Here is a 25298-nt window from a genome sequence, read left to right as displayed (position 1 = left end):
CTGAGATTGATAGGGAAAATACTTGGATTAAGTTCAATTTAATCTGATTCTTTACATCATACTATAAACTTTTGTATTCTTCGTCAAGCTTCCATAACCAATAGGGAAGCCAACCACACCCTGACTCTAGAAACGCCACCCTCAGCCTCCGATGACGTTCTAAAACCCCCCCTTCAATTAAGGCTAACAGTGCCATCATCTGCTCCATGGGGTGAGAACAAGCATGAAGGGCAAAACGGGTGTTAAATCGATCTGCACCAGTGGTGGGTAAGCGGCTATGAGTGCCTTCATGAATTCCTACAGCCATGTCCAAATCCTCGCAGGCCGTCCAAAAGGGTTCATAGGCTCGATCGCTCAAAATTCTACCTTTAACGGGATTAGGGCGCAAAAAAACCGCCTTCCAGCCCAAGTTTGCCATGCGGTGTAGCTCTTTGACCATATCTTCGGGATCATGTTGATTGACTGCAGCGACTCCTTTCAGTCTAGCCGGGTCATAGCTACAATATTCTTCTGATAACCATCTATTATAGGCACGGACAAAAGCCCCCATCACTTCGGCGGGTAGGCTATCAATGGCAAATAACCACAGTCCATAGGTAGGATAAATAAAGGCCATATCTACCCCCATTTGTACCATTGCTTGAACATGGGACTCTGGGTTATAGCGATTGAGATAAGCCTGGGGATGAGCTTGCATCATCTGCTTATTCCCTTCTGCTTGGACTTGTGGGGAGATTTTTTGACTAATCGGTTCTCCTTTGATTTTCATGTCAGCAGAAGGAGCAAATTCCCTAAATTTAGGTTCTAGGTATTGGCCCCACATTGCGGGGGGTTCAATGACATGGGAATCAGCATCAATAATTTTGTACCCGTTGAGCATAGAGGTTTTTCGGCAATTTTCTACCTAAATTATATTTGATTGGGAAAAAGCGATCGCTTTTTTGCTGCTTTTTTTTCATCCCCTAAAACTCCATGGATTGATTGGGTTAAACTTGATACAACACTTTATTAAACTTAACGAATGGAAGCGATTGAATTTAAAATGATTCTTCATCATGGCACAGTTGTCATTCCCCCTGAATACCCCTCTAAGTGGGAAGGTAAGGCGATCCGTGTGATACTCTGAAGGGGTTTTGAGCTTGACTCAACCTTCTAAGATACATATAATGTATGTATGAGTGCGAAACGTTTAGGCATGAAATAGGGCTGAAATGCCCGAAATAACCGCCTAGTAAGGTCTTCAGTCCCCCGACTGAATCTAAGAGGTCAACCCAGACCAACCTTATAACTGTTTATATGTCCCGACGTTTAGTATCACCCGATACCAAATCAGGCAAGGGGACTCAAGGTCAATACACTTTGTAACAATCAATCACAAATCGTTACAAAGCTGAGAGTAACGGCGATAGCCACCCCCAGATTCAGAAGTCACAACTCTGGGACTGAAGCGGGGAACGGAAGGCTCCTAGATGTAACCTAACATCCAAACCGAGACCACTGCCAACCATCCAAGATTAGGCGTGAGCCAAATGTCCGACTTGAACCATCGTAAACATTGAGTAGTGAAATAGGTTGACACACTACATTCAAAAGAATAAGGGGAATAGTGAGGGTCTTACCTTTCCCACTCACACAGACCTTTAAAGTACCCCGGTGGAGAGGACAAATCTAAAGATGGAATGCCCATATAAACGGAACGTTATAAACCCTTTTAGGCTCTGAGTATCGGTCGAAATACCCAGTAGCGATAAGTGTAAGCGCAAGCCTTTAAGGGTGTGAGATGTAACCAAAAGCCAACGCCTGACAGTAATAGTCAGGATATGCTGACAGGTTACGGTTTGATTGTAAGGATAGAGTCTAGTAGGAGTCTATATGACGAAAGCGAGAGAAGGTAAAGGGTTCGGGAAACCGAAAACCACTAAGACTACGAATGTATGGAAAACTATCAATTGGGCAAAAGTCCAAAGATATGTTTTCAAGCTCCAAAAGAGGATATACCAAGCGGCTAAATCGGGACAGGATGCAAAGGTTAGAAGGTTGCAACGTCTATTGGCGAAATCATACTATGCTCGTCTATTAGCAGTTCGCAAAGTAACCCAAGATAATCAAGGAAAGAAAACAGCAGGAGTCGATGGAGTGATAGCAATATCCCCAGAACAAAGGCTAAATCTAACCGAAGAAATCAAAGGAACACTTAAAGCAAAACCGCTAAGAAGGGTATGGATTCCTAAACCCGGCAGGGATGAAAAACGCCCATTAGGAATACCAACCATTAAAGACAGAGCTAGACAAGCGTTGATTAAATCGGCACTTGAACCAGAATGGGAGTCAAAAATGGAAGGAACCAGCTATGGTTTCCGACCCGGAAGGTCTGCCCATGACGCAATATCAAAGATATACATCACCATTAATCAAAGTAGCTACTTTGTATTAGATGCTGATATTGCCAAGTGTTTTGACCGAATTAATCACGACTTTTTACTGTCCAAAATTCATTGTCCAAGCTCCCTGAAAAGAGACATCAAACAATGGCTCAAAGCAGGAGTTTTGGATAACGGTGTATTTGAAGAAACAGAAACCGGGACACCACAAGGAGGGGTAATAAGTCCACTACTAGCTATACTTTAGACGTTCATAATCTGAGATTTATTAAACTTCTGAAATCGTAGAGTGAGCAAGGAATCCAGTTCTTTTTTATGTTTCAGGTGGGCATCATTCAGACATTCATAAATAGCTGAAGAAAAGTCAGAAAAGTTTTCATAGTATTTACCATACAAACATTTCTTTTTGACCAATTTCCACAGCCTTTCAATTAAATTTAGATTAGGCGAATAAGACGGCAAATAGAGTAGCTCTATTGACAAAGAAAGAGCCAATTCTTCAACAATTTTACATTTTTGATAGCGGGCATTATCTAAGACTAGAGTGATGGGAATAGTTATTCCTAAAGCAGCTATTTTTTTAAGAAGTTCACAGACTTGAGTTGCTGTAATATAAGTGTCATTCGTAACCAGAATAACTTCATGAGTTATTGCATTTAATGCTCCTAAAACATTGAAGCGTTTACGCCCGCTCGGTGACTTAACAAAAAGTCTCTCAAAACACCAAACAAAACCGAGAAATGCTCCCATGACGAAGTGAGCGGCATCAACAAAAAAAACAGCCCTTTTTCCTTCTTTAGCCTCATTTAGTCTGGGTTCTAGCTTTTTTTCTTTGTAGTCCTCTTGTTCATCCCGGTCAGCTTTAGAAGGAAGAGAACCTACTTTTAAACATTTCATTCCCATTGATTTTAAAAATTTTCTAACTTGGGTAGGACTTCGTTTTATTCCCGTTAATTCTTCTATCCTATATACAGCTTCATTTATTGTGGCTGGTGGATTTTTCTCGAAGTATTTTTTGAGCGTTTCTTTTTGAGACTCTAATTCACTTTTAGGGCGATAGAAGTTGATTTCTTTTAATTTTTCTATTCCGCCTTCTTCATAATCTCGAAGATAGGTTAATAAGGTATTTGGCGAGATTCCTGCTAACTGACAAATTTTTTTGTGCGGTATCTTTTGGCTCTTTAACCAGAGAACTTCCATCTTCAGTTGAACCCGGGGATGGGGATGATGAAATCTTTCATAATACAGTGAGTTCTTTTCTTCTTCCGTGAATTCTAGGTTAATCATGTTTTTAATGAGTGCTTTGCTTCTAATTATGACTCTTAAACTATATTATTGTCCTTGAGTAAAAAATGCAAGTTGTAGCCGTGCAAAGTATAACATCGCACTGGATGGAATGGCGAGACTAATTGAAACGTTATTTCCCAAAAAGAAAGATACTAATCAAGCTGTTCTCATAAGATACGCCGATGACTTTGTAGTGATTTCCCCATCACTCGAAATCATTGAACAGTGCAAAACTGCCATTTCCGAATGGTTAAAACCGATAGGATTAGAACTTAAACCAGAAAAAACCAGAGTGTGTCACACACTCAAACCTATTGAATACAATGGGAAAATGGAAGAACCCGGTTTTGACTTTCTAGGATTCAATATCAGGCAATATCCAGTAGGAAAATACAAATCTGGGAAAGATGGGGCAAAACGATTAATTGGTCACAAAACCCACATCAAACCCAGCCAAAAAGCAGTTAAAACCCACACAGAAGCGATTAAAGGTGTAATCAAAAAACACAAAACAGCACCTCAATCAGCCCTGATTAGTCGACTAAACCCAATCATTAGAGGTTGGGCTAACTACTACTCAGGAGTAGTATCTATGGATACCTTCAATAAACTAGACAATACAACCTGGTTAATGTTAAGGGCATGGACAGTATCAAGATGCGGTAAAGCGAACTACGAAAAGCTGAGAAATTATTTTAGACCGGATACAGTTAAACTCAGCAATGGGAAAGAAAGACACGAATCTTGGTTATTTAAGACCAAAGACGGTCATCAATTATGTTTCCATAATTGGACACCAATTGTCAGACATACCCTAGTACGCGCCGACGCCTCACCTTATGACGGAAATTGGACTTACTGGGCGACCAGACGAGGACAAGCAATCGACACACCGACAAGAGTAGCCAAACTACTCAAAAAGCAACAAGGCAAGTGTAGCCGATGTGGGCAGTATTTCACCCCATCGGATTTAATTGAAGTTGACCACATTCACCCTCTAAGCTTAGGCGGAAAGGATGAATACAAGAACCTTCAATTACTACACCGCCACTGTCACGATGATAAATCGGCATCTGATGGAAGCCCAAAATCATCTACGCTAACACCATTAGAAGTTAGTATAGATAATACAATGACAACCAAAAGAAGTCAAGCTGTATCCTTAACAAGGGAACAGTCAAACTAGGAGCCGTGTGATGCGAAAGTATCACGCACGGTTCTGAATGGGAGGGGAGGTCGGTGACGACCTTCTCGACCCCTAATCATTTGAATATGATCCCAGAAAAGCAAAAACCAACTGGCAAAAGCACGGTGTTTCCTTTGCAGAAGCTGAAATGGTGTTTTTTGATCCCCTCGCTATTCATGATCTTGATCCCGATTGTATAACAGAAGAACGTTTTATTGCAGTGGGGATGGGAAACATGGGATCACTATTAGTGGTTATTTATACTTTGCGGGGTGAAGTCATTCCCTTGATTTCCGCTCGTCGTGCTACAAAACAAGAGAGAAAAACTTATGAGAAAGGAATATGATTTTTCTAAAGGAAAACGAGGGGCGCTCATTTCCTCTCAGGGAAAAACACGCATTACCATTTATCTAGATGATGAGATTCTAGCTTATTTTCGAGAACAGGCTGAAACCGCAGGAATGGGTTATCAAACCCTAATTAATGAGGCTTTAAAACAATATATCCAATCTCCTTCTGAGCGATCGCTCACTCAGTCCGATTTACGCCGTATTCTTCGGGAAGAATTATCAGCCCTCCAATAATAGACCTCTTGCATAATTTTTTTATGGTATAATATAAGTTTTTGCTTTTTTCTCAATTCTTAGATTGAAGTGGAAAAAAGAATAAAATGTGATCTTAGGTCAGGAAATCATCTATAATTTTGCTATGTTTATTAGCAAAATTATGGATTATCAAAACTTATCAGATGAACAATTCAAACGCCGTTTCGGTGTGTATAAACAAACCTATAGAAAGATGGTAGAATCAGTAAAAAGTGTTGAAGCCGACTCTAATTCACCATCTAAAAGGGGACCGAAACCTAAACTATCTATAGAAGAACAAGTTTTAGTAACGTTAGAATATTGGCGAGAATATAGAACATATTTTCACATTGGTACAAGCTGGGAACTATCAGAATCAACTATATGTCGGATTGTAAATAAGACGGAAAAAATGCTTTTACAATCGGGAAACTTCCGTTTAAAAGGAAAAAAAGCTTTACTCAATCAAGCAGAGATACCGGTCGTAACGGTAATGGATGTAACGGAAACTCCCATTGAACGCCCCAAAAAGAAACAGAAAGATTTTTTGGGGGGTAAAAGAGGTTATCATACTTTAAAATCCCAATTAGTAGCTGATCAAACTACCGAGGAAATTATCTGTGTCTTTTGTGGGAAAGGTAGAGGTCATGATTTTAGTTTATTTAAAAAAAGTCGAGTTCGTTTTCATCCTTTAACTACCAGCATAGAAGACAGTGGTTATCAGGGAATAGCTGCATACCATAGTAATAGTTATACACCGAAAAAGAAATCGAAAAATAGAAAATTAACAGAGTTAGAAAAAGAGTATAACAAGGCTTTAGCCAAAGAAAGGATTATCATTGAACCTATAAATAGGAAACTCAAAATCTTTAAAATCTTATCCTGTAAATATCGGAATCGTCGTCGAAGATATAGTTTAAGAGTTAACTTGTTGGCGGCTATTTATAACGGTGAGTTAGGGATAGGTATAGCAGCTTCTTAAAAGTTGCCTAAAGATTAATCAAGTCAAGGAGAATTTATTCTCAATTATAAAAATTGAGATAGTTTGTGCCGCTTAAATAAAGAGGTTTTGATAACCAAATTAAAGCATATCTAAAGAGTTTTGAGTTAAAAGTTAAACTTCAAGTTTTCATTCAGGACGAATGTACTGGTTAACTAATTTTTTGGGGAAAATTAGTTAACCCATCATTATAACATATAATTAATTTGCAAGAGTTCTAATGTTGCTTGTGATAGTTAAAAGTTAGGCGATCGCTGTGTTGTTCTGAGGAATAGCGATCGCTTTTTAATTTTTGGCTCTTCGGTTTGTGTTATGCAATGGACGGGGGATATAAGGGATGTAACCCTTATGTAGAAAAGCATTTGGCGATTTTTGTCAATTGTTTTTGATCTAGAGCGAACTAATCAATTAAATCTCTTACCAGATAAGGATTTAGTCGATTTATGCCCCCATATCGAATCATACCAAGTAACGAAGAACCTAATTTTTTCTTGTCAAAGTTTAGTTAAACGGTAAGAGGGGTAATTTTGTAAAGATGTGCTAAATTGGAAGCTTTTTGCAGATCACCTTGACGAAGGGCTTCCCGGACACCATCTAATTTTTGAGCGTCTTCTAATGATAAATAGGGCGACCATCCTTCGGGAGTCTCAATCAGTTCGACTTCCACTTCAGCCATGTACTCTCCAATGTGGATAAGTTTAATGTGAGGCTTTTTTGTCATGGTTTTCTCCTTGTAAAATCACTTGCCCACGGGAAAGTAAAGCCAGAACTAATTGAAAGGTTATACTCATCATCCGGTGGTAGCATCTCCTTACTTAGGGCAGGTGTTTTCCTTGAGGGATAAGCGATCGCTTTTTTGCTGCCTTCTTTTCATCTCCTGACACTCTACAAATCAGTCCCGATGAAAAAATTTTCACCCCCACAGATGAAAGAGGTTTCCTTCCCCACACCCCACACCCCACACCCCACACCCCACACCCTCTTTCAAATCAGAGAGTAAAAGGGTTTTGAGGATTTCAGATGCCCAATTAATTCATTAGTTCTACTTTCAGGGATGAGGTAGTCATACCATAAAGTGACCCTTTGAATCTAATATAAATCTAATATAAATCTAATATAAAAGTTAATATTCTACTCAAAAAAACCTATTAGAAAAGTATTAACTTTAGAGATTGCCATTACTCAAAATAAAACTTATTCTGGTATCAAAGGTGATTAAACAAATCACTTTTAACCCCAAAGACAAGGCATTTTGCTTAAGGCACTATGGCTAACTCGAAAATTTCACGAATAGATTTTTGAGAATGTCTTGAGGGTGTACGTATGGAAGACAAACTTATTGTTTGTTCAAAATCGAATTCGGTATTTACTCAATAAATAAGGAGATCAATCATGGCTGCTGAGTACACGATCTATTTAGTCAATCAGAGCAAACAAACAAAAACTTTTTGGGCTTTCTTGCAACCTCCAGACGAGCTTAAAGGAAATCCTAATGTTTTCGCCAACTCCAAAATTAATTTGGATGTTGATCCTAACTCGCCAGCGACGAATACGTTTACTATCCCAGTGCAGTATATTGCAGGTGGAGGATCAAGCAATAAAGCTGTTGGATTAGGTATTAAAATTGATGCCTTCGTCAGTAACAATATAGAACTACAAGAGACTTGGGAGATAGACTACGTAACGGTGACGGAGGACTGCCGAGGAAAAAAAGCTCCTACCATGAGCCAAATTAAATCACCTGCTCCTGAAAATATGATTGCCCTGAAGTCTAATGCTTTTGACCAAAGCGCAAATGAAGACTGTAAATGGTATAGTAGTATGTCCTTTGGAATCCAAACTGATAATGGTTTCATCGGTATGAGTTGGTCTCCTAGTCCTAATGACAGAAGAACTTTAAGTCCAAAATTGGCATTCTATGTAACAACGGGGGATTATGGCGAAAATGAACTAGCGAGTTGGACTGAGGTTGCTAATGATGCTGCCGTTATTGAACTCAAAGATTTTAAAGGGCGTGAGGCCACTGTCATCTTAACCTCATCAGGAGAGTTTCAGGTTTCGCCGGGGAAACCTAGTCAAGAACTTCTAACTGCACCTTTAAATTTCGTTGACAATTTAATTGATAGTCATAAATTATTGTTAGCGTCACTGACAGATCTATGGCATTCAGCCAAAAACCAAGAACAGGCAAATCTCCTATCAAGCGGTTTTAGCTCTCTCGGAGAAACGCAAGACGATCAAGTAATTAGCGTTACATGGACAAGTACGTTTGAGGATGAAGCTAATACGTTTTTGGCAGGGACGCTTACCGTAAAAACAGCACTAACAGCCGCTTTTGGAATCTTTGTATTAACTGGAGTTGAGTTTAAGATTACTAGCCAGACTGGGGGTGGAAAAACAGTTAACTTCACATATTCGGGATCTCAAAGTGCAGATAAGATCAAACAACTTTTAGTAGCTGGAGCAAAGCTTCTATTTAAAAACTCCTAGCAATCTCTATTGGGGCGGTGAGATCGCCAATATTTCAGGCTAGGTTAAAGCAACGAAAACCGACACTATTTAAGGTGTGTTACTGCGGTGACACACCTTAATAGACCCTTACTGTCAAAATCAAAATTATAATTGGAGTTGTTTCCATGGAAAAGAGACCACCTATAGGAATAATAAAGCATCCTTTTGAGATTACCAAAACACAACTGGAAAATGCGGATGAGTTTTTCCGGCCTATATTAGCAACCCCAGCTACGGGAGGACCTGTTACTATCGTAGAGATAACAACTGATTATGTTCAAGGGATCGAACTGGTAGCGACTTTTTCACCAGCAGAGTTTATTGCTAATGGTGTCAGAAGAGTCGCAGGACAACAAACTGTTGATACAAACGTCATGATTAATTTCAATAAAGATTTAACCCTTTATTGGATGGCTTCCGTTTTCAAAAAAGGCGATATAAGCCCTAACCAGTCATATCATCCATACTCAAGGGATAACGATAATTTTTCCTTGTCATTGAACAAATACATGGAGCTTCAGCACGATGAACAAGGTTGGCATATTCCCGAATATGATTCTGAACAATATACAGTAAATGTAGGGTTTGGTATGGGAGTGAAATGGATTGCTTGGGGATATTCAGTGCTTTGTTCCCCGCAGACGACTCTATCCATAAAGGCAGGATCATACGATCTTGTTAGATCAAATGGACAAGAGGAAATCGGAGATCCTGTTGTATTCGATACTGGAAATTGGGCTATGCTGATGGGATATACTTACACTTTGAAATTTGATTCACGTGGAAATGGGGTTTTAACTAGGCAATAAAACTCAATCTCATCAACTCATCAGCTATCTTAATTCAGTGCGATCGCTTCTTCTTCTCGATTGGGTTGAGGCAACGAAACCCAACAATAATAAAGGTGTGTTACTGCTGTGACATACCTTTTACTATCAGCGGCGATCGCTTATATATCTCTCTATTAATCAAACTTTGGGAAGACGCGATCGCACAGGAAAAATTGTTATTCCGCCATCAGGATATGCTACAATGCGGGATATTTCAGTTGGCAAAGTGGCAATGATTTGGAACTAGCATTTGAATGGGATAAACAGAAAGCAAAAATAAATCAAAGAAAACATAACATTTCTTTTGAAGAAGCATCCACCGTATTTGATGATCCCTTAGCTGTAAATTTCGATGATCCTGACCATTCTACAGGAGAGAATCGCTATCTTATAATAGGTTTATCAGATCAAAGTAAATTTCTATTTGTTTCTTATACGGATCGTGATCATAAAATTCGTTTAATTAGTGCAAGATTAGTTACACCCAAAGAAAGGAGATATTATGAACGAGAAAATCCAAGATGAATTAGAAGATGACTTGCGAGAAGAATATGATTTAAGTCAACTTAAAAATCCTGTTTGCGGAAAATATTACCAACAGTATCGGGAAGGTCATAGCGTTACTATTCATCATGAAGATGGAACAAAAACGGTTGAACATTTTCCAGCGCAAAATGATGTAATTATTCTTGATCCTGATGTTAAAAAGTATTTTCCTAATTCGGAATCCGTTAATGCTACCTTAAGAAGTTTAATTAAATTAATTCCTCAATAATAGTGCGATCACCGCTCTTGTAGTTGGGTTGAAGCAACGAAACCCAACACTAATAAAGGTGTGTTACTGCGGTGACATACCTTTTCTCTATCAGTCATCAGGAGAGCTTATTTATTTTCTGCTTAGATCAGTTAGAATTGAGGAATGATCGGCCTAGAAATTGGATTCATCTTCGTACTTAACCTTAACGTGAGAGTGTAGCGATTGTCTTAAAAGTCAAGGGGAATAAAGAAAATCTTTTGTACCCCAAATAGGCAAGACAAAGTAACGGCACCAGTCATCCGTTTTGTCAGCGATGAAATTGTTCGGAAAACTGGACTAAGCGGGTGCTTGCCAGCATTTATTATCACGAATCATGGCATTGAGGATAACCAGCAATTTCCTCATACAGGCAACTAAGGCCACCTTTTTCAACTTGCCATTGGTCAACAACCGTTCGTAGAACTTCCGAATCACCGGGTTATGACGAATGGCTACCAATGTGGCCATGTACAAGCCACAGCGAACCGAGGTGCGTCCCCCCGAAATCATGCGTTTACCCTTGTGCTGGCCACTATCGTGGTTGATAGGAGCGACCCCGACCAGCCGGGCAATCTGTTTTTCGCCAGAGTGTTCCCATCTCGGGTAATTCCGCCAAACATAGGGCAGATGAAACTTTGCCGATCCCTTTAACGGATTGTAAGATTTCATTTTTGCGTTGCCAATCGGCTTGCTGTTGGGCGAGGGACTGAATCTGCTCGTTGAGGCTTTCAATACGCTGTTGGATTTCCTCAATATGGGCTTTGATATCTAGTTGCACCGTCTCAGACGCACGACTGAGGCGGTTTTTCTCCGCCACCTGCATCTCCACCAACTGCTGTCGTCGTCGTACTAGGTCGCTCAATTGTTGGGCTTGGGGGGCAACCACGGGTTGGGGTTGGGGTTGCACGGCTCGTGCGAATTGAGCGATTACCTGTGCGTCCAATTTGTCCGTTTTTGCTTTCCCCAATGCCGTCGCAAACCCTTTGACCTTGCGGGGGTTGGCGATCGCTACCGGTATTGTGGCGGCTTGTAAGCCCGATACGAGTGCGCGCTCTAATCCACCCGTCGATTCCACCACCACCAAACTCGGTGAGAGAGGATGTAATTGTTCAATCAGCGATTGAACGCCAACGTCGCTGTTGGGTTGTTGCAAGGTCAGACCTTGCGGCAACACGTAGATATCTAGAACCTCTTTACTGACATCGATCCCTACCCATGTTTTTTCTTCTGTCATCGTTTATGCTGGGGTTAAGTTATTTTGTCCCTTTGGTAACTCGTCCTTGCGAATACGAGGTTAATCCTCCAGCGATTGTTCGAGCTTGTCTCATCGGGATGACGGCGTGGCTCCGGTGGCTACCCAACGGTGTCAAGCACCTCGGTTGAACTGGATGTCCACGCCCTTTTTCAGAATATAGGCACCCAAGCTACAAAGCGGTATTTTTTACCTAGGTTGGGACGGGTTGCCTACTTCTCAAGATACAAGGTTGGGTTTCACTATCGTTCAACCCAACCGTATTTTATCTATTCCTTGCTGAGATTCAGTTAAAATTGTAGCGTTATCACCATGAGTTAGATAGAACCCAACATCCATGATCATCTCTCTCAAAGAAGCCCAGGCTAAACTCCCCGAACTGATTGACAATCTCAAACTGGGGGAAGAATTGTTAATCACCGACAACAATCGTCCAATTGCCCAATTAATCGGGCCAATACCCATACTGCGCCAACGCCTGGGCCCTGGACTATGTCAAGGAATGATTACCATCGTAGCTGATGACGAAGAACATTTGCAAGATTTTTTGAAAACTTAAATAGAGATTTAACATTATGACTAAATTAGATATAGCTCAAGCTAAATCCGATCTCTCAAAACTTCTCGATTTGGCAATTAACGGAGAAGAAATTGTTATTATGCAAGGCGACGAGCCAGTAGCCAAAATTTCCCCCATCAAACGACCCTTAAAACGAGGAAGTGCTAAGGGAAAAGTATGGATGAGCGATGACTTTGATGAACCTCTTGAAGACTTTCACAATTACAGGGAATGACTTTTTTATTGGACACACATATTTTTCTTTGGTTTGTTAATGACGATCCTAGATTAAGCAATGCTCTCAAAGATTTAATTGAAGATGAGAACAATTTTAGTTATCTTAGTATCGCCAGTCTTTGGGAAATGTCTATTAAATATAATTTAGGAAAGTTAAGGTTAGTTCCTTCCTATGAAGAGTTTATTGAGAAAGAAGTGAACGAAAGTAGGATTGTTTTAATAAATCTTGAACTAGAGCATCTAAAAATTAATGCTTCTCTACCTTTTCACCACAGAGATCCTTTTGATCGCATTATTATTGCTCAATCTATGGCTGAAAATCTCCCTATCATTACAAGTGATTCAATTTTCAGTCAATATTCGATTGCGCTTATTTAGTGTAACTCAACAAATGAAAATATTATTGATCTTAGATCAATATGAAGGAATAGCTCCCAATGATCCAGCCGCTCTTCTAGATTAGATTGAAGCAACGAAAACCAACACTAATAAAGGTGTGTTACTTCGCTGACATACCTTTTACCTATCAGGAATCAGTTTGCTTATGGCCTCATGAACGAGATATTTGCCCTGATACACTTTACTTAGATTCAGTTAAACTAAAATGATCATCATCTTGCTTGTCAACTAACGAACAATTGACAAACTGATGATCCTGTTATACTAAATTAGGTATCAACCTTAATCATTAACCCCAACATGGGAGATAAACCCATTTACTGGATTGGGACGTCAAGGGAAGATATTAGAGATTTTCCTGAAGACGCAAAGCGTAAAGCAGGTTTTCGACTGAGAGCTATTCAACAAGGAGAGAAACCCAATGATTTTAAACCCATTCCCATTATTGGTCAAGGAACAGAAGAAATTAGAATTTGGACAGGAGAAACCTACAGAATCTTTTATGTAGCAAGGTTTAAAGAAGCGATTTATGTCCTTCATGCTTTTGGTAAAAAAACACAGAAAACCTCGAAAAAAGAAATTGAATTTGGACAACAATGTTATCAACAAATGATTCAATTTAGACAACAATTACAGGAGGGATAACCATGACACAATCTAACCCTATTGAGATCACTTTTGGTAGCGATAACATCTTTGAAGATTTAGGATTTAACAGTGAAGAAGCAACTAACTTAAAAATTAGAGCCGATTTGATGTTAACCTTGCGGTCTTTTATCCAAGAAAAAAGATGGACACAGCAAGAAGCCGCCACTTTTTTCGAGGAAACACAACCGAAAATTAGTGATTTAATGAATGGAGAAATTAGCCGTTTTACTGTTGATAAATTACTCAGTCTTTTAGATAAAACGGGAATGAAAGTTAAACTCGAAATCTTCACCAAGTAACTTAAAATCATCAACAATTGACCATGAACAAGGGTTACATCCACATGGGAAAAGGATTTAATTCATCTTCCGTCAAAGTCTCTTTTAACCATCCCATGCTAACAGGAACATCATACAATCTTCCTGTCCCTAAACGCTTCCACATATGACGCATTCCGGGGACAATGACTTTAGCCACCCTTAAACCAATATCAGGACGAGTCTGATCTAATACTAACATTTCCATCCCCTTTGACTCAATCTCTATAATTTGATTGATTAATTCATTTGTTCTACTTAAGAGATTACGCAATTATACCATAAAGTGACCCTTTGAATCTAATATAAATCTAATATAAATCTCATAAAAAGTTAATATTCTGCTCGAAAAAACCTATTAGAAAAGTATTAATTTTAGAGATTGCCATTACCAAAAATAAAACTTATTCTGGTATCAAAGGTGATTGAACCAATCACTTTTAACCCAAAAGACAAGACATTTTGCTTAAGGCATTATGGCTAACTCAAAAAATTCAGAAAAGGATTTTTGATATCGTCTTGAGGATACAAAATCAACAAAAGTCTCAAAGGACATTATCTATTATGGCAAGTTACAAAGTTAATATCCCTGCTGGCCCCCTCTGGAGTAACGCTGAAGCACAACAAGTAGGTCCGAAAATTGCAGCTGCTCATCAAGGAAACTTTACTGGTCAGTGGACAACCGTAGTTGAAAGTGCAATGAGTGTAGTAGAAGTAGAACTACAGGTGGAAAATACTGGAATTCATGAATTTAAAACTGATGTTTTAGCTGGACCTCTCTGGAGCAACGATGAAGCACAAAAATTAGGTCCGCAAATTGCAGCATCTTATGGTGCAGAATTTACTGGACAGTGGCGAACCATTGTTGAAGGTGTCATGAGTGTTATTCAAATCAAGTACACTTTCTAAGTGCGATCGCCTCTCTTATCGGTTAGATTGAGGTACGGAACCCAACACTATTTAAGGTGTGTTACTTCGGTGATGCACCTTTTACTGATCAGTGATAAGCTCCCCTATTCCAAAGCATTACATCCACATGGGAAAAGGATTTAATTCATCTTCCGTCAAAGTCTCTTTTAACCATCCCATGCTAACAGGAACATCATATAATCTTCCTGCCCCTAAACGCTTCCACATATGACGCATTCCGGGGACAATGACTTTAGCCACCCTTAAACCAATATCAGGACGAGTCTGATCTAATACTAACATTTCCATCCCCTTTGACTCAACAATTCGCTGACACAATTTAACATCCGCTAATAAATCATCACTGGCTAATTGTAAATAATCATTACTTTTTTTCGGTATTATTTTACTATCGGGAACTAAATAAGATTGATTGCTTAACCTTGCCGTTTGCCACCATTTAACCGCCAAAGGATCAGCAGAAGAATTATAAATCGTTGTCCCATCTTCCTTAAAAGATAACACATTCGGCAAGATTTGATTAACCTCCGTTAACGCCCGACTAATAGCAATTTTCGGGTCAAAATGCGCCCCATACCCTAACAAAATGTCCTCCACTTCCCGCTCCTTTCTCGGACTAATAGCAGCAAAACAGGGAATATTCAAATCACTGGTAATATCTAACACCCATAGCTCCCGATTTAACCCCTCATAATATTGCTTTAATTGCTCAAAATATGGCTCATTAAAGCTCTCTAAATTAACGGAAGGTTTAACTAATTGATTATACCACCATAAAGCCACACAATCTCGTTCCACTAACTCCATAAATCCTTGTAAAATCGCTTCCTCTATCGTATTTCCTGCGGCGCAGCCATTAGAATCAGCCCAACAATCTAAGGGTTCAGATTGAGAATAACCATAATAACAATATCCCGTCGGTAAATACTTAAAATCTTGAGCAGTTAAAGACCATACAGGAGTCCAATCAATGATTCTAGTTTCATCAAAAGGTTCAGGGACTTTTTGAAACCATCCTTGATTCTTCCCATTCCATTCTTCTCGATGTTGGTATTGTTTTTCACTAAAATTCATACATTTGTTAGGATGAATAGCTTTATCTTTTAACTCTTGATAACTCGCTTCTTCTTTGATTTCATTCCCTTGAAAAACTCCCGAATAGCGCTCAATAGCTTCACAAAATCTACTTGCTTTTGCTTGACTATCTGTACGGCCTTTTCCCGCACTTCTACCTCCAATATTTTGCCGTAAACTGTCTAAATCATCAAAGACACTACGAAAATGATGTTTAGCTACATAAGTATGAACTAAAGCATTCCCTTGTATCTTATTTAATTCTCGCACAATTCCCGTAACAGGACCGATATGATGTTGATAGGTTTTTAAGGTTTCTTCAGGAGAACAAAAACGATGTCCCCCATCACTGGTAAAAGCCTTTTTACGATGTCCCAAAACCACGGGTAAAGGTGTTTTATTTAGAGAATATCCACAACTAGGACAGTTCGGACGTTTAACTAAAATATGCTCTTGAAATTGTAAATTTAAAGTATCATAAGTCATTAGCATTCCTTCTAAACGTTGATTTTTACCTTGAATAATCCACTTAAAAACCTCCATAGCCGTCAGATTTAAAACCGTCTGTATTGTCGCTGAAGAAAACCCTAAAGGAGAAATTAAAGAAATCTTATTGTCTCTCTGTCTAATGATAAATTCCTCCACGGGACGATTATCTCGTAACCGTTGAGCCAAACAATGCCAACAACCAGTTTTATCGGGATCAAATAAGGGACCAATCCATGCTAGGTTTCCCAGGGGATTAACTAATAACCAAGGCTTGTGCGAGGCTAAAGCTTGTTGATTAATACTCTCTAAATCAGGATGAAGATAATTATCGGTTAAAATAATTGTTAAATCCCCTTCATCTGCGACTTTAACTTGCAAGGAATTTAAAATATTGATCAAATCTTGCTGGGGAATTAAGCCTAGGGTTTTAACTGTAACCTTCAGAGATTGTAAGCTTTTACGCATTTAAGTTACATTGACAGCATTACCCTTATTTTTAAGTTTTCTACTCCATTTAATAATCAATCCCCCTTCATTTAAAAGCTGATTGACTACTTTTTCCAGTTCTTCTTTATTTTCAAATTCTCGATTAGCTATGTACTCTTTAGCGGGAGCATCTCACTTATGCAATGAGTATTAATACTTATAGCCGTCAACAACTAGAAAATCTTCAACTTGATCACAAAGAGAAATGAGATTATAATAGTTATAACTTACAATTCAGAATAGCTCTCGATGGGAGGAATAATTCAATGTTATCAGAAAATGAAAAAAGAATTAAAGAGTTATGTCAAGAGTTAGGGCAATGTCTCTATGAGCAATCCCCAATTAATAAATTTAATAACTTGGGAGAGATAGAGGAGACAGTCAGAGATTTAATGATTCAGTATGTCAACCCAGAAATCGGTATTTTTTTGTCAAAACAAGCACAGGAGAAACAGCTGGTCGGACAAGAAAAGTGAAAAGTATTTTGGGGGAATTACCAATTACAGAAAAACAAGCGAAAAAATTAGAAATAAAGTCTCGGACTCAGATGAGTCCAATGTTAGAGAAGAACTGTTTGCTATTAAGTGGCGATGAATCCTACGAGAAATCGGCGCAGAAAATCAAATCATTGACAGGGATTGCTGTTTCTCACAGTACCCAACAACGCCTCGTACATCGCTATGCTTTTGAAGAATTACCGTCTAACCCAGAAGTGGAAGTGGAAGAAATGAGCCTAGATGGCGGTAAGGTACGACTAAGAACTGCCAAGGGAAAAGCCTTAATTTGGCGTGATTATAAAGCAGTGAGTTTTCATCAACTGGGGGTAGCGGCTTTTTTTCAAGATAACTCAGCTTTATTAGATTTGGTTAATTCTCAAGTTTTGGCCAAGCCTTTAATTTGTTTAGGAGATGGACATGATGGTATCTGGAATTTATTTCGTGAGATAGGAGAGAAACAGGAAAGAATTGAAATATTGGATTGGTATCATTTAATCGAAAACCTCTATAAAGTTGGCGGGTCATTCCAGCGAATTGAGGAGGTAAAATGTTTTCTCTGGAAGGGGGAAGTGGAGGCGGCTATCTCTTGTTGTGAAGGATGGTCAGAGCCGCAAGTTGAGAATTTTATTACTTATTTAAACAAGCATAAACATCGAATTGTCAATTATGGTTATTTGCAGGCAGAGGGGATTTCCATTGGCTCTGGCTCCGTCGAATCAAAAATTAAACAAATTGCTCATCGTCTTAAAATTACTGGTGCAAGTTGGGAATCTGGTAATGTACCGCAAGTCCTTCGTCATCGCTGTGCTTATCTAAATGGTTGCCTTTTTTAACTTTTTTATTGAGATCATTAAGCATTTCTACTTATTGCAAAGGTGAGATGCTCCCTCTTTAGCGGAATGCCACACTAATTCTATTAGGTTGTAATCTGGACTATAAGCTGGTAAAAACTCTAGCCTAATATTGGGCAACTCTTTTTCCACCTGCTCAATAACATCTTTCTTTTTGTGATAACTAGCATTGTCTAATATGATGATAATTTTCGGTCCTTTTTCTCGAAAATCTTCGGGCAGATTTCCCAAGTTTATCCATTCTTGACGAATCTCTTCATGAAGTTTCTTTAATTGTTCATGGAAAGTTTCTGAATTTCCTTTTTTGATCATAAAACAGACTCGTTTTTTGTCATTATATCTTAAGGCTCCCATCACATTCACCCTTCCTCTTTTTCTTTGTCCATTCACTTTTTTTCGCTTTCCTTTTTTTGTCCAAGCTCTCCTTCTTATTACTCTCAAACTAAATCCACACTCATGAGGGGCTGTGTGGCGAACCTGCGTCGCCACCTTGAAAGCCCCGTCCCAAAACCATACCTGGATTGACTCTGGCTTTTCTTTAGCCAACCTTAAATATTCATCTAATTTTTCTTTAAATGCTTTTCTTAATTTCTTGTCTTGCTTATCTTCTAGACTATATTTCGCCCAGATATACACATACTTTTTTCTTCTCAATATTCTTCTCACTTGCGAGCCACTCAGTTTAATTCTTGTTTCCTTTTCTAGATGCTCTGCTAATCTTGCCGCTGTCCATCTCCCGAATTCATATCCAAATTCCTTCGGGTCTTCATCAACTATTTTTAATAGTAAATTAATATATTCCTCTGTGGCTTTTTTATGATTTCCATTTTTTCTCCCATCTTCTAGACTTTCTAAATTGTTAGGATCACCGTGAACACACCAAGGGGCGACCGTTTTGAGTGAACAGCCAATAAAGTCAGCTATTTCTCGTTGAGTTTTTCCGTCGTTTAGCAAGAGAAACATTAAAATTCTTTCCCTAACCTCTGCTCTTTCTTCTTCTTTAAGAGCTTTTTGTAAGTTTTTCTTTTCTTCTAAGTCTAGGAAATCTTTTGCTGGCATAAGTAGGATTTTTCTAAAATTACTATTTCTATTTTAGGTGGTTTAAGTGCGTTTTAGCTTAATCGTTCAAAAGCTTGGGATTGAGAAACCTGAAGATGATGGCATAAAATTGCTAAATTAGACGGTAATAATTCTTTTTTTTCTAACAAAAACCCTTGTTTATATAACTGAAAAATCGCTTTTTGAATTGCCAGACTATAGTTAATAATAACTGCAAACGAATTAGGATTATTGGGATTAATTTCTTGATTTTGTAAAAATTCTAACTGAAGAATATCAATAATTTCATCAAGATTACGTTGACCATCGATTAATCTGACTAAACGATAATAAAGCGGCTCTTGAAAACAGATTGATTCTCGCTCAGATAGAAAAAATACCGTATTTGGTTCTAGGGTTTCAATTGAATAGGCAGGATTCCAATCAAGCTGGTTGAACACAATTTTTACTCTCTTTTTAAGGTATAGTTAAGGTTGATTATATACCTATAATATAAGGTTGATAGCAGTTATCTTAATGGTGAGGTGCGAAGTTTTCGTTTTCGGGAACAGGGAACGGCGAGGGAGCAGCCCATTTATGCCAAAATATAAAAGCGATCGCTAAAAGTGATTAAATTTATGCAATATGATACCAAATCCGCTTTTAATAGCATGATTAACTCCCAATCCAACTTTAAAAACCCAGTTATGGATTGTTTCCCCCTACTCCGCAGCTCCGGCACTCCCCAATCTCCTCTACCTTTTAAACAGGATTTGCTATCAGACCCCTAATTTCTTCCCTGCCTGAAATTTCTCAATTTCTCGGAATAAATTTGAGTACCAAAATCAGGGTAAATAGCCCAAATATAAACTTAATAAAGTTTTAATAGACATTTAAGCCCTAATAGATTAATCTTGCTTTTTTTAAAGCCGATATGCTGCCTCGCTAATCCTTTTCAGGCTTGAAAACTGGCTATTCTGTTGGGGCTTGCCCGTGAGAGAGGTCAATTTTCAAGGATAATTTGTAACAGAGTGTTGAAAATTCCTTTAATCTTAGTTATGAGCGATCGCCCACCAGAACTAACCCTAGCCGACCAGGCCCCTGCCAACTACGAATGTCGCTCCTGCGGCTACGTTTACGACCCCAGCAAGGGAGATAGTAAAACCAACACTCCCGCTGGAACCCCCTTCGAGGAATTGCCAGAAACGTGGCGCTGTCCCGTGTGTGGTGTGCGTCGTTCCCAATTTATCAACATCGGAGCCAAAGATGCTCCTTCGGGATTCCAAGAAAATCTTAGCTATGGTTTTGGAGTCAACCGTCTGACTCCGGCACAAAAAAATATTTTGATTTTCGGGGCTTTAGCGCTAGGATTTGTTTTCTTTATTAGTTTATATGGTTTAAACTAACTCAAGCACTCATTATCTTTAATCCAACGGCTCTTATGAGCCTGTAACCCATCGGGTACAAACCCTAATCCGTCCCGATTCCTTGACCAATACCTCTGAACCATTGATGAGAAAACTGAAACAATTCGTAATAGTTCTAGCTGTAGCCTTTTTCTGCTTTAGCTGTAGTAGTGTGCCATCCCTGAGCAGTAGTCCTTGGCAAATCCTCACCCTCGACACTGACTCCACTTTTGCCGATATCGCCTTTACCGACGACCTGCAGCACGGTTGGTTAGTGGGAACCAAATCTACCCTCTTTGAAACCACCGATGGGGGGGACAGCTGGCAGCAAAAAGTCCTCAACCTTGGCGAAGAAAAAGTTAGCTTTAGCGCCGTCAGTTTCCACGACCAAGAGGGTTGGATTGTCGGTAAACCCTCAATTCTTCTCCATAGCGAAGACGGGGGCAGCAGCTGGTCCCGTATCCCCTTAAGTGAAAAATTACCCGGTTCCCCCTACGGAATTATCGCTCTGAACGACAAAACCGCCGAAATGGTCACGGATTTAGGCGCTATCTACCGCACCAAAGACGGGGGCAAAACTTGGCAAGCTTTAGTGGAAGGTGCTGTGGGTGTGGCCCGGACAATTGTTCGTTCCCATGATGGTAAATATGTGGCCGTTTCCGCACGCGGGAACTTTTATTCCACCTGGGAACCGGGGTCAACAGAATGGCAACCCCACAATCGTCTTTCTTCCCGCCGCTTACAAAAAGTCGGTTATGGTGAAAAAGGAGAACTGTGGGCCCTGGCCCGGGGTGGTCAACTACAATTTACTAGCCCCAATGATCTCGATACATGGGAAGATAAGGTATTCCCAGAGTTTTCCACCAGTTGGGGACTTTTGGACCTCAACTACCGCAGTCCCGAAGAAATTTGGGTCGCTGGTGGTAGCGGCAATCTCTTGGTCAGTCATGACAGCGGCCAATCTTGGCAAAAAGATCGCGCGGTGGAAAGTGTCCCCTCCAATCTCTATCGAATTGTTTTTATCAATTCCGACAAGGGTTTTGTCTTGGGACAAAATGGGGTTTTACTGAAATATAATCCCCCTAGCGAACCGGCCTAAAACTTGTCTCAGGGTCAACAAAGTCTCTATTATAGAGATTGAATTTTTCAAGTCCTATCATTCCGAGGAGAACCGTCCATGTCAGGTAGTACCGGCGAACGTCCTTTTGGCGATATCGTTACCAGTATTCGTTACTGGATTATCCATAGCATCACCATCCCCATGCTGTTTATCGCAGGTTGGTTATTCGTGAGTACCGGTTTAGCTTACGATGTTTTTGGCACTCCCCGTCCCGATGAGTATTACACTCAAGAGCGTCAAGAATTACCGATCATTAATGATCGCTTTGAGGCCAAAAATCAAATCGAGCAGTTTAATCAGTAGTTTACTTTAATTAAGGATAAAAACAATGGCTAGTGGTAATCCCAATCAACCCATTTCTTACCCCATTTTCACCGTTCGCTGGTTGGCAGTTCATACCTTAGCGGTCCCCACTGTCTTCTTTATCGGTGCGATTGCGGCAATGCAGTTTATTCAACGCTAGGAGAACAATTATGGAAAGAACACCTAATCCGAATCGGCAAGCCGTCGAGTTAAATCGTACTTCTCTTTACCTAGGTTTACTCCTAGTTGCTGTCTTGGGAATTTTATTTTCCAGCTATTTCTTTAACTAATTAGTCCCGATTCATTGTCATCGCAATTAGGAGGTGTTATTCATGTTCGCAGAAGGTCGTATTCCTTTGTGGTTAGTCGCCACCATCGCCGGTCTAGGCGTTATCGCTGTGCTTGGTCTTTTCTTCTACGGAGCTTACGCCGGTTTAGGTTCCTCTATGTAATTCCATTACGGGTAATTTCCCCCAGCAAAAAGCCGTTAGTTATAGAAATAACTAGCGGTTTTTTCAGTATTCGGTGAAAAGTAAAGCTCGATCGAACTTTATACTAATACTAAATCCCTTGAGTAACGCACAGAAAAAGGGGAGAATAAATAATCAGTTTTTAATAACCGGATTTAGGATAAATCCGTTTTTAATAGTGTGATTAACTCTCAAGTTATGAATTGTTTCTCCCTGCTCCCCACTCCCTGCTCCCTTCTCCCCACACCCCACACCCCACACCCTGCCCCCACGAAAAACTTTTTCAGCATACCCTAATTAAAAAAAGGAGTCAAAGACTTGACTCCTTTAGTTATAGGGATGATTTAGCTAAAACTAAACTTCTTGTTTACGAGTGCTAAGATCACCCAATTTTTGGAATAAACCGAATTCCACTTGTTCTTCCAGATCCGGATCGACCCCGGCGAATACGTCGCGGTAGATGGTACGAGAACCGTGCCAGATATGACCGAAGAAGAATAGTAAAGCAAAGACAGCATGACCGAAAGTAAACCAACCTCTCGGAGAAGTGCGGAATACCCCGTCAGACTTCAGGGTTTCGGTGTCAAACTCGAAAGCTTCACCGAGTTGCGCTCTACGGGCAAATTTCTTCACATCAGCAGGATCGCTGAACACCTGACCATCGAGAGAGCCACCGTAGAAAGAAACGGTGACACCACTTTGTTCGATACTCAGTTTCGATTCCGCACGACGGAAAGGAATATCCGCGCGAACGATACCTTCCGAGTCAGTCAGGACAACGGGGAAGGTTTCAAAGAAGTTAGGCATCCGACGCACGCTAAGGACGCGACCTTCGCCATCTTTGAAAACAGGGTGTCCTAACCAAGATTTAGCGATACCGTCACCGCTATCCATGGCACCAGTACGGAATAAACCACCTTTAGCGGGGCTATTACCGACATAATCATAGAAAGCCAGTTTTTCGGGGATTGCTTGGTAAGCTTCGGCGATGGTGGCTCCGTTGGCGATGCTGGCCTCGACGCGACGCTCAATTTCTTCTTGGAAATAGCCCTTATCCCATTGGTAACGGGTCGGGCCAAAGAGTTCGATCGGGGTGGTAGCATTACCGTACCACATGGTTCCGGCCACGACGAAAGCGGCAAAGAAAACGGCGGCGATACTGCTAGAAAGCACCGTTTCGATATTACCCATTCTCAGGGCTTTATAGAGTCTTTCGGGGGGACGAACGGTTAAATGGAATAAACCGGCGATAATCCCGACGATACCCGCAGCAATGTGGTGAGCTACCACACCCCCGGGGTTAAAGGGGTTAAAACCAGCCGGTCCCCATTCGGGAGCTACGGGCTGCACATGACCGGTTAAACCGTAGGCATCGGAAACCCACATCCCGGGACCCCAAAGGCCTGTTTGATGGAAAGCACCGAAACCGAAGCAGAGTAAACCGGATAAGAACAGGTGAATACCGAACATTTTCGGCAAATCGAGCGCAGATTCGCCCGTGCGGGGATCGATAAATAATTCTAAATCCCAGAAAACCCAGTGCCAAACCGCCGCTAGGAATAGCAGACCGGATAAGACGATATGAGCGGCGGCAACGCCTTCAAAAGACCAGAAACCGGGGTCAACACCAGTTTCGCCGGTGACGCTCCAGCCACCCCATGAACCAGTGACACCTAAACGGGCCATGAAGGGCAGCACGAACATTCCTTGCCGCCACATCGGGTTTAATACGGGGTCACTGGGGTCGAAAATAGCAAGCTCATAGAGGGCCATGGAGCCAGCCCAACCCGCTACCAGTGCGGTGTGCATCAGGTGAACGGAAATTAAACGGCCCGGGTCGTTGAGAACGACTGTGTGTACTCGATACCAAGGTAGTCCCATTGACTACGCTCCTCCTATTGACAATTTAGTGTCCACTTAGACGCTTTTTATATTCAGGGTGAAAATATAAGCCCAACAATCTCGACTGTTAAGTGCAAGAGTTAGCCGACCTACATTATCCCTTGAAAAGTGTATCTATTCTAAAGAAGTGTAACTATTGTTAGAACAGATTTCAAGTCTTTGCGATCGGTCTTCCGCCAGAATATTCCAGATCAGGGAGTGGGGTGTGGGCTGTAGGGTGTAGGGTGTGGGGTGTGGGGTGCGGGGTGTGGGCTGTAGGGTGTGGGGTGTAGGGTGTGGGGTGTGGGGTGTGGGCTGTGGGCTGTGGGCTGTGGGGAGATGGGGAATTATGACTGATAACTGATAACTGATAACTGATAACTGATTACTTCCTCAGCACTTCTTCGGCATTTTGCAGGATTTCGAGGACTTGTTCGGCACTAATCAAGCGTTTTAGCACCACTTGCCCGATGGTGGGGACAGTATCGGCAATTTCGGCACTCTTGGGGGCAACTTCTACCATAATCACGGCTTCTTCCACCTTATAAAGCCATAAAACCTGTTCTCCCTCTAAAATACCGATATTTAATCGCTCTATCTGCGGTGGTCGTCGCCAACTACTCGCGTGATCCCACAAACCGCCAAATTCCCACACCCGTCCTATTGTCCAACCTGCCGTTAAGAAAAAATATTTCACTTTGTTACTCAATCTAGAATCAATCTCTAGCTTTCTGGCTTAATTAGTTTTCAGCCGTCAAATTTTATC

General features: G+C 40.5%; 27 protein-coding genes and 8 pseudogenes. 23 read left to right on the top strand and 12 right to left on the bottom strand.

Annotated features, from left to right (window positions below):
* Positions 1-64 precede the first annotated feature (64 nt).
* Positions 65-880 (bottom strand): annotated as a pseudogene (locus MAE_RS14425) (amidohydrolase family protein); the annotation flags it as partial.
* Positions 881-1872: 992 nt separating this feature from the next.
* On the opposite strand from MAE_RS14425, the pseudogene MAE_RS14420 reads away from it, so the two are divergent.
* Positions 1873-2619, top strand: a pseudogene (locus tag MAE_RS14420) (reverse transcriptase N-terminal domain-containing protein); the annotation flags it as partial.
* A gap of 5 nt (positions 2620-2624) precedes the next feature.
* Here the strand turns inward: MAE_RS14420 and MAE_RS14415 are convergent.
* Positions 2625-3668, bottom strand: coding sequence for an IS630 family transposase (locus MAE_RS14415; RefSeq protein ID WP_012266244.1), 1044 nt, complete (start codon positions 3666-3668; stop codon positions 2625-2627).
* Positions 3669-3756: 88 nt separating this feature from the next.
* Here MAE_RS14415 and MAE_RS14410 point away from each other — a divergent pair.
* From MAE_RS14410 to MAE_RS33395, 5 genes and pseudogenes are all read left to right on the top strand, one after another.
* Positions 3757-4854, top strand: a pseudogene (locus MAE_RS14410) (group II intron reverse transcriptase); the annotation flags it as partial.
* A 145-nt stretch (positions 4855-4999) separates the two neighbouring features.
* Positions 5000-5200: pseudogene (locus tag MAE_RS14405) on the top strand (BrnT family toxin); the annotation flags it as partial.
* A complete protein-coding gene (locus MAE_RS14400) occupies positions 5184-5438 on the top strand; it encodes a BrnA antitoxin family protein (protein WP_002738362.1) in 255 nt (84 codons plus the stop codon). The pseudogene MAE_RS14405 and the gene MAE_RS14400, both read left to right, overlap by 17 nt.
* A gap of 124 nt (positions 5439-5562) precedes the next feature.
* On the top strand, positions 5563-6420 hold the full coding sequence (locus MAE_RS14395) for an IS5 family transposase (protein WP_012264490.1): 858 nt from the start codon (positions 5563-5565) through the stop codon (positions 6418-6420).
* Between the two features lie 390 nt (positions 6421-6810).
* Positions 6811-6954, top strand: a complete 144-nt coding sequence (locus MAE_RS33395; RefSeq protein ID WP_158303528.1) for a hypothetical protein — start codon at positions 6811-6813, stop codon at positions 6952-6954.
* Here MAE_RS33395 and MAE_RS14390 read toward each other — a convergent pair.
* Together MAE_RS14390 and MAE_RS35075 are read right to left on the bottom strand one after the other, a co-directional pair.
* A complete protein-coding gene (locus MAE_RS14390; protein ID WP_012266242.1) occupies positions 6944-7159 on the bottom strand; it encodes a hypothetical protein in 216 nt (71 codons plus the stop codon). The two genes, MAE_RS33395 and MAE_RS14390, sit on opposite strands and share 11 nt — an antisense overlap.
* Before the next feature lie 94 nt (positions 7160-7253).
* Positions 7254-7409: a hypothetical protein gene (locus tag MAE_RS35075; protein ID WP_231859617.1), complete on the bottom strand. Its 156-nt coding sequence runs from the start codon at positions 7407-7409 to the stop codon at positions 7254-7256.
* A 421-nt stretch (positions 7410-7830) separates the two neighbouring features.
* On the opposite strand from MAE_RS35075, the gene MAE_RS14385 reads away from it, so the two are divergent.
* The 4 genes from MAE_RS14385 to MAE_RS14370 all read left to right on the top strand — a co-directional run bounded on the left by MAE_RS14385 (position 7831) and on the right by MAE_RS14370 (position 10554).
* Entirely contained in the window at positions 7831-8928 is a 1098-nt protein-coding gene (locus MAE_RS14385; RefSeq protein ID WP_012266241.1) for a hypothetical protein, read from the top strand.
* Positions 8929-9074: 146 nt separating this feature from the next.
* Positions 9075-9758 (top strand): hypothetical protein, encoded by a 684-nt coding sequence (locus tag MAE_RS14380; protein WP_012266240.1) that lies wholly within the window; start codon positions 9075-9077, stop codon positions 9756-9758.
* Positions 9759-10016: 258 nt separating this feature from the next.
* A complete protein-coding gene (locus MAE_RS14375; RefSeq protein ID WP_012266238.1) occupies positions 10017-10304 on the top strand; it encodes a BrnT family toxin in 288 nt (95 codons plus the stop codon).
* Complete coding sequence (locus MAE_RS14370; RefSeq protein ID WP_012266237.1) at positions 10282-10554, top strand: hypothetical protein; 273 nt, start codon at positions 10282-10284, stop codon at positions 10552-10554. The genes MAE_RS14375 and MAE_RS14370 overlap by 23 nt, the downstream gene beginning before the upstream one ends.
* 318 nt (positions 10555-10872) lie before the next feature.
* On the opposite strand, the pseudogene MAE_RS14360 reads toward MAE_RS14370, so the two are convergent.
* Positions 10873-11809 (bottom strand): annotated as a pseudogene (locus MAE_RS14360) (IS110-like element ISMae40 family transposase).
* Between the two features lie 355 nt (positions 11810-12164).
* Here MAE_RS14360 and MAE_RS14355 point away from each other — a divergent pair.
* The 5 genes from MAE_RS14355 (at position 12165) to MAE_RS14335 (ending at position 13969) form a co-directional block, all read left to right on the top strand.
* The gene (locus MAE_RS14355; RefSeq protein ID WP_012266235.1) at positions 12165-12386 is read left to right on the top strand and encodes a type II toxin-antitoxin system Phd/YefM family antitoxin; all 222 of its coding nucleotides are present in this window, start codon (positions 12165-12167) and stop codon (positions 12384-12386) included.
* A gap of 16 nt (positions 12387-12402) precedes the next feature.
* Positions 12403-12621, top strand: a complete 219-nt coding sequence (locus MAE_RS14350; RefSeq protein ID WP_002798098.1) for a type II toxin-antitoxin system Phd/YefM family antitoxin — start codon at positions 12403-12405, stop codon at positions 12619-12621.
* Entirely contained in the window at positions 12618-13001 is a 384-nt protein-coding gene (locus MAE_RS14345) for a type II toxin-antitoxin system VapC family toxin (RefSeq protein WP_012266234.1), read from the top strand. The genes MAE_RS14350 and MAE_RS14345 overlap by 4 nt, the downstream gene beginning before the upstream one ends.
* A gap of 321 nt (positions 13002-13322) precedes the next feature.
* Entirely contained in the window at positions 13323-13667 is a 345-nt protein-coding gene (locus MAE_RS14340) for a type II toxin-antitoxin system RelE/ParE family toxin (protein ID WP_012266233.1), read from the top strand.
* A gap of 2 nt (positions 13668-13669) precedes the next feature.
* The gene (locus tag MAE_RS14335) at positions 13670-13969 is read left to right on the top strand and encodes a helix-turn-helix domain-containing protein (RefSeq protein WP_012266232.1); all 300 of its coding nucleotides are present in this window, start codon (positions 13670-13672) and stop codon (positions 13967-13969) included.
* A gap of 34 nt (positions 13970-14003) precedes the next feature.
* Here MAE_RS14335 and MAE_RS14330 read toward each other — a convergent pair.
* Positions 14004-14210, bottom strand: a pseudogene (locus MAE_RS14330) (YcaO-like family protein); the annotation flags it as partial.
* A gap of 239 nt (positions 14211-14449) precedes the next feature.
* Between MAE_RS14330 and MAE_RS14325 the strand changes: the two are divergent.
* On the top strand, positions 14450-14896 hold the full coding sequence (locus MAE_RS14325; RefSeq protein WP_231859616.1) for a mannan-binding lectin: 447 nt from the start codon (positions 14450-14452) through the stop codon (positions 14894-14896).
* A gap of 117 nt (positions 14897-15013) precedes the next feature.
* Here the strand turns inward: MAE_RS14325 and MAE_RS14320 are convergent, their stop codons facing one another.
* Together MAE_RS14320 and MAE_RS32280 are read right to left on the bottom strand one after the other, a co-directional pair.
* Positions 15014-16945 carry a TOMM precursor leader peptide-binding protein gene (locus tag MAE_RS14320; protein WP_012266229.1) on the bottom strand — a complete coding sequence of 644 codons (1932 nt, stop codon included), beginning with the start codon at positions 16943-16945 and terminating at the stop codon, positions 15014-15016.
* Positions 16946-17089, bottom strand: a pseudogene (locus MAE_RS32280) (IS630 family transposase); the annotation flags it as partial.
* Positions 17090-17232: 143 nt separating this feature from the next.
* Here MAE_RS32280 and MAE_RS14310 point away from each other — a divergent pair.
* A protein-coding gene (locus MAE_RS14310) for an ISKra4-like element ISMae43 family transposase (RefSeq protein WP_125732176.1) occupies positions 17233-18296 on the top strand; the annotation gives its coding sequence in 2 pieces (ribosomal slippage) (positions 17233-17389 and positions 17389-18296; 1065 coding nt in all).
* A 54-nt stretch (positions 18297-18350) separates the two neighbouring features.
* On the opposite strand, the pseudogene MAE_RS14305 reads toward MAE_RS14310, so the two are convergent.
* A pseudogene (locus MAE_RS14305) lies at positions 18351-19373 on the bottom strand (IS630-like element ISMae23 family transposase); the annotation flags it as partial.
* A gap of 53 nt (positions 19374-19426) precedes the next feature.
* Positions 19427-19813, bottom strand: a complete 387-nt coding sequence (locus tag MAE_RS14300; RefSeq protein ID WP_012266227.1) for a hypothetical protein — start codon at positions 19811-19813, stop codon at positions 19427-19429.
* Positions 19814-20410: 597 nt separating this feature from the next.
* Between MAE_RS14300 and MAE_RS14295 the strand changes: the two genes are divergently transcribed.
* The 6 genes from MAE_RS14295 to MAE_RS29750 all read left to right on the top strand — a co-directional run bounded on the left by MAE_RS14295 (position 20411) and on the right by MAE_RS29750 (position 22633).
* Entirely contained in the window at positions 20411-20758 is a 348-nt protein-coding gene (locus tag MAE_RS14295) for a rubredoxin (RefSeq protein WP_002757647.1), read from the top strand.
* A gap of 106 nt (positions 20759-20864) precedes the next feature.
* On the top strand, positions 20865-21857 hold the full coding sequence (locus MAE_RS14290) for a photosynthesis system II assembly factor Ycf48 (protein WP_002798092.1): 993 nt from the start codon (positions 20865-20867) through the stop codon (positions 21855-21857).
* A 78-nt stretch (positions 21858-21935) separates the two neighbouring features.
* A complete protein-coding gene (gene psbE / locus MAE_RS14285; RefSeq protein ID WP_002749269.1) occupies positions 21936-22181 on the top strand; it encodes a cytochrome b559 subunit alpha in 246 nt (81 codons plus the stop codon).
* 25 nt (positions 22182-22206) lie between these two features.
* The gene (psbF, locus tag MAE_RS14280; protein ID WP_002736175.1) at positions 22207-22341 is read left to right on the top strand and encodes a cytochrome b559 subunit beta; all 135 of its coding nucleotides are present in this window, start codon (positions 22207-22209) and stop codon (positions 22339-22341) included.
* 10 nt (positions 22342-22351) lie between these two features.
* On the top strand, positions 22352-22471 hold the full coding sequence (locus MAE_RS29755; protein ID WP_002735805.1) for a photosystem II reaction center protein L: 120 nt from the start codon (positions 22352-22354) through the stop codon (positions 22469-22471).
* A gap of 42 nt (positions 22472-22513) precedes the next feature.
* Positions 22514-22633: a photosystem II reaction center protein J gene (locus tag MAE_RS29750; RefSeq protein ID WP_002736108.1), complete on the top strand. Its 120-nt coding sequence runs from the start codon at positions 22514-22516 to the stop codon at positions 22631-22633.
* A 372-nt stretch (positions 22634-23005) separates the two neighbouring features.
* Here the strand turns inward: MAE_RS29750 and psbB are convergent, their stop codons facing one another.
* Positions 23006-24532: a photosystem II chlorophyll-binding protein CP47 gene (gene psbB, locus MAE_RS14275; RefSeq protein ID WP_002757651.1), complete on the bottom strand. Its 1527-nt coding sequence runs from the start codon at positions 24530-24532 to the stop codon at positions 23006-23008.
* A gap of 385 nt (positions 24533-24917) precedes the next feature.
* Positions 24918-25229 (bottom strand): hypothetical protein, encoded by a 312-nt coding sequence (locus tag MAE_RS14270; protein WP_002798470.1) that lies wholly within the window; start codon positions 25227-25229, stop codon positions 24918-24920.
* Positions 25230-25298: the final 69 nt, after the last annotated feature.

The organism is Microcystis aeruginosa NIES-843 (genome assembly GCF_000010625.1).
Classification (GTDB): domain Bacteria; phylum Cyanobacteriota; class Cyanobacteriia; order Cyanobacteriales; family Microcystaceae; genus Microcystis; species Microcystis aeruginosa.
This window is presented reverse-complemented; position numbering and strand designations above follow the sequence as displayed.